Below are 3,186 nucleotides of genomic sequence, written 5' to 3'. Positions count from 1 at the left end.
GGGTGGCTGGTCGTTGTTTGAGAACTGCACAGTGGACGCGAGCATCTGTGGCCAAGTTTTTAAGGGCGCACGGTGGATGCCTTGGCACCAGGAACCGATGAAGGACGTGGGAGGCCGCGATAGTCCCCGGGGAGTCGTCAACCAGGCTTTGATCCGGGGGTTTCCGAATGGGGAAACCCGGCAGTCGTCATGGGCTGTCACCCACTGCTGAACACATAGGCAGTGTGGAGGGAACGAGGGGAAGTGAAACATCTCAGTACCCTCAGGAAGAGAAAACAACCGTGATTCCGGGAGTAGTGGCGAGCGAAACCGGATGAGGCCAAACCGTATGCGTGTGAGACCCGGCAGGGGTTGCGCATGCGGGGTTGTGGGATCTCTCTTCTGTCGTCTGCCGGCGACAGGACGAGTCAGAAACCGTTGATGTAGGCGAAGGACATGCGAAAGGTCCGGCGTAGAGGGTAAGACCCCCGTAGCTGAAACGTCAGCGGCTCGTTTGAGAGACACCCAAGTAGCACGGGGCCCGAGAAATCCCGTGTGAATCTGGCGGGACCACCCGCTAAGCCTAAATATTCCCTGGTGACCGATAGCGGATAGTACCGTGAGGGAATGGTGAAAAGTACCCCGGGAGGGGAGTGAAATAGTACCTGAAACCGTGTGCCTACAAGCCGTGGGAGCGTCGGGATCTTCGGATCCTCGTGACTGCGTGCCTTTTGAAGAATGAGCCTGCGAGTTTGCGGTGTGTTGCGAGGTTAACCCGTGTGGGGAAGCCGTAGCGAAAGCGAGTCCGAACAGGGCGTTTCAGTAGCACGCTCAAGACCCGAAGCGGAGTGATCTAGCCATGGGCAGGTTGAAGCGGAGGTAAGACTTCGTGGAGGACCGAACCCACCAGGGTTGAAAACCTGGGGGATGACCTGTGGTTAGGGGTGAAAGGCCAATCAAACTCCGTGATAGCTGGTTCTCCCCGAAATGCATTTAGGTGCAGCGTCGTGTGTTTCTTGCCGGAGGTAGAGCACTGGATAGGCGATGGGCCCTACCGGGTTACTGACCTTAGCCAAACTCCGAATGCCGGTAAGTGAGAGCGCGGCAGTGAGACTGTGGGGGATAAGCTCCATGGTCGAGAGGGAAACAGCCCAGAGCATCGACTAAGGCCCCTAAGCGTACGCTAAGTGGGAAAGGATGTGGAGTCGCACAGACAACCAGGAGGTTGGCTTAGAAGCAGCCACCCTTGAAAGAGTGCGTAATAGCTCACTGGTCTAGTGATTCCGCGCCGACAATGTAGCGGGGCTCAAGCGTACCGCCGAAGTCGTGTCATTGCAGCATATAGCCCCAACGGGCGCTGTGATGGGTAGGGGAGCGTCGTCTGCCGGGTGAAGCAGCACCGGAAGGTAGTTGTGGACGGTTGACGAGTGAGAATGCAGGCATGAGTAGCGATACAAACGTGAGAAACGTTTGCGCCGATTGACTAAGGGTTCCTGGGTCAAGCTGATCTGCCCAGGGTAAGTCGGGACCTAAGGCGAGGCCGACAGGCGTAGTCGATGGATAACCGGTTGATATTCCGGTACCCGCTGTGAAGCGTCAAACATCGAGCATCGTGATGCTAAGGCCGTGAAGCCGTTCCGGAGCCTTCGGGCAAAGGAAAGTGGTGGAGCCGCCGGACCAAGCGGTTAGTAGGTGAGTGATGGGGTGACGCAGGAAGGTAGTCCATCCCGGGCGGTGGTTGTCCCGGGGTAAGGGTGTAGGACGCTGTCCAGGTAAATCCGGACAGCACATGGTCTGAGACCTGATGCCGAGCCGATTGTGGCGAAGTGGATGATCCTATGCTGTCGAGAAAAGCCTCTAGCGAGTTTCATGGCGGCCCGTACCCTAAACCGACTCAGGTGGTCAGGTAGAGAATACCGAGGCGTTCGGGTGAACTATGGTTAAGGAACTCGGCAAAATGCCCCCGTAACTTCGGGAGAAGGGGGGCCACGCCTGGTGAGAGCACTTGCTGCTCGAGCTGGGGGTGGCCGCAGAGACCAGCGAGAAGCGACTGTTTACTAAAAACACAGGTCCGTGCGAAGCCGTAAGGCGATGTATACGGACTGACGCCTGCCCGGTGCTGGAACGTTAAGGGGACCGGTTAGCTCCATTTCGGTGGGGCGAAGCTGAGAACTTAAGCGCCAGTAAACGGCGGTGGTAACTATAACCATCCTAAGGTAGCGAAATTCCTTGTCGGGTAAGTTCCGACCTGCACGAATGGCGTAACGACTTCTCGACTGTCTCAACCATAGGCCCGGTGAAATTGCACTACGAGTAAAGATGCTCGTTTCGCGCAGCAGGACGGAAAGACCCCGGGACCTTTACTACAGTTTGATATTGGTGTTCGGTTCGGCTTGTGTAGGATAGCTGGGAGACTTTGAAGCAGCCACGCCAGTGGTTGTGGAGTCGTCGTTGAAATACCAGTCTGGTCGTGCTGGATGTCTAACCTGGGTCCGTGATCCGGATCAGGGACAGTGTCTGATGGGTAGTTTAACTGGGGCGGTTGCCTCCTAAAGAGTAACGGAGGCGCCCAAAGGTTCCCTCAGCCTGGTTGGCAATCAGGTGTTGAGTGTAAGTGCACAAGGGAGCTTGACTGTGAGACCGACGGGTCGAGCAGGGACGAAAGTCGGGACTAGTGATCCGGCGGTGGCTTGTGGAAGCGCCGTCGCTCAACGGATAAAAGGTACCCCGGGGATAACAGGCTGATCTTCCCCAAGAGTCCATATCGACGGGATGGTTTGGCACCTCGATGTCGGCTCGTCGCATCCTGGGGCTGGAGTCGGTCCCAAGGGTTGGGCTGTTCGCCCATTAAAGCGGTACGCGAGCTGGGTTTAGAACGTCGTGAGACAGTTCGGTCCCTATCCGCTGTGCGCGTAGGAGTCTTGAGAAGGGCTGTCCCTAGTACGAGAGGACCGGGACGGACGAACCTCTGGTGTGCCAGTTGTTCTGCCAAGGGCATGGCTGGTTGGCTACGTTCGGGAGGGATAACCGCTGAAAGCATCTAAGCGGGAAGCCTGCTTCGAGATGAGGACTCCCACCCACTTGATGGGGTAAGGCTCCCAGTAGACGACTGGGTTGATAGGCCGGATATGGAAGCCAGGTAACTGGTGGAGTTGACCGGTACTAATAGGCCGAGGGCTTGTCCTCAGTTGCTCGCGTCCACTGTGT

At 57.1% G+C, this 3,186-nt stretch carries 1 rRNA gene; it reads left to right on the top strand.

The annotated features are described in order from the left end of the window. Positions 1-49 precede the first annotated feature (49 nt). Positions 50-3,165: ribosomal RNA gene (locus Q8A52_RS48730) — 23S ribosomal RNA — on the top strand. The last annotated feature ends 21 nt before the right edge of the window (positions 3,166-3,186 follow it).

It is taken from the genome of Streptomyces herbicida (genome assembly GCF_032656585.1).
GTDB lineage: Bacteria > Actinomycetota > Actinomycetes > Streptomycetales > Streptomycetaceae > Streptomyces > Streptomyces herbicida.
The sequence above is the reverse complement of the archived record's forward strand: the minus strand, read 5'-3'. Positions and strand labels throughout refer to the sequence as shown.